Here is a 1,309-nt window from a genome sequence, read left to right as displayed (position 1 = left end):
GGTATATTAAATTATCCGGTGCTTAGAGGTTCGCTCTAAATTATTAGGCGGAGTACCCTCTAAATTATCGTGGGGATGTGAATCATCCCCTTTTTTGATACAATTTTACTGTCTGGTCCTGATTAAATTATTATTATGAACAACGAATTATTAAAACTATTTGATATCAAGGATGATGTTGTTGAAACATTTACTGTAGATCATAAAGAATCTAATTATGAAATCGATATTAGATTCAAGCCATCTAGATTTTCATGTCCTACATGTGGCAGCACTCATTTCATTAGTAAAGGCAATAAGAAAAGATCTATTGTATCTGTACCTGTTAATGATAAACCTGTAAAGATGGTTACTTATGTTAAAAGGTATAAATGCATTGACTGTAATGCTTCTTTTTCTGATGTAAATCCTATTGCTTATGGTGATTGGTCTTTTACTAGAACAGCTATCATTTCTATTCTAAACAGGTTAAAACCTTATAATGCTACTTATGCTTCCATTGCTAGAATGTTTGGTGTTTCTTCTACCAGAATCATGGAAATATTTGATACTTTTGTCAGAATTAAAAGACATAGCCTTCCTAGAGTTCTATTGATTGATGAATTTCATTTCTCTAGAAACTCCAAATATAAATATCCTGCTATCCTTATGAACTTTGAAAACAATTTGATTATTGATATCGTTGAATCCAGAACACATGATATCATGTCTGACTATCTATTTAAGATTGATTTGGAAGAAAGAAAAAAGGTCGAATACATATGCACTGATATGAGCTTTATATTCAAACCCTTACTAAAGACATATTTTCCAAATTCGACCTTGCTTGTTGACCATTTTCACGTTACCAGACTAATAAATGATCAACTCAATCATACTCGAAAAAGAATTATGCGTAAATATGTTAAAAATAAAAAATCCAGAGAATACAGATTATTGAAACATCGTTACAAGATACTGTTAAAATCCAAAAATAACATAGACAATGAAACGTTCAAGTATGATAAGATAATGGAATGTCATGTAACTGAAAACATGATACTTGAAACTTTACTAAGCTTTGATGATGAACTTAGACAGGCCTATAATGCCAAAGAAGAATATTTGATATTCGATCAAGTTTCAAAAGGAGAAGTCAATAATTCTAATAAAAGAAAGGAACTCGATGCAGTAATTAAAAAATTCAAACATACACATGTGGAAGAAAGTATAAGTGTTGCAGTGACGCTTGAACATTGGAAAGAAGAAATACTAAACTCTTTTACATGGATAAATGACAGACGTATATCTAATGGACCATGTGAAGGTA

Annotated in this window: 1 protein-coding gene; it reads left to right on the top strand. The window is 30.7% G+C overall.

The window, feature by feature from the left end; translation table 11 throughout:
- Positions 1-135 precede the first annotated feature (135 nt).
- The coding region (locus HUU89_RS14420) for an ISL3 family transposase (RefSeq protein WP_175302127.1) at positions 136-1,309 on the top strand (1,174 nt) is incomplete at its 3' end.

It is taken from the genome of Faecalibacillus sp. H12 (genome assembly GCF_013361255.1).
GTDB classification, from domain to species: domain Bacteria; phylum Bacillota_I; class Bacilli_A; order Erysipelotrichales; family Coprobacillaceae; genus Faecalibacillus; species Faecalibacillus intestinalis.
The sequence above is the reverse complement of the archived record's forward strand: the minus strand, read 5'-3'. Positions and strand labels throughout refer to the sequence as shown.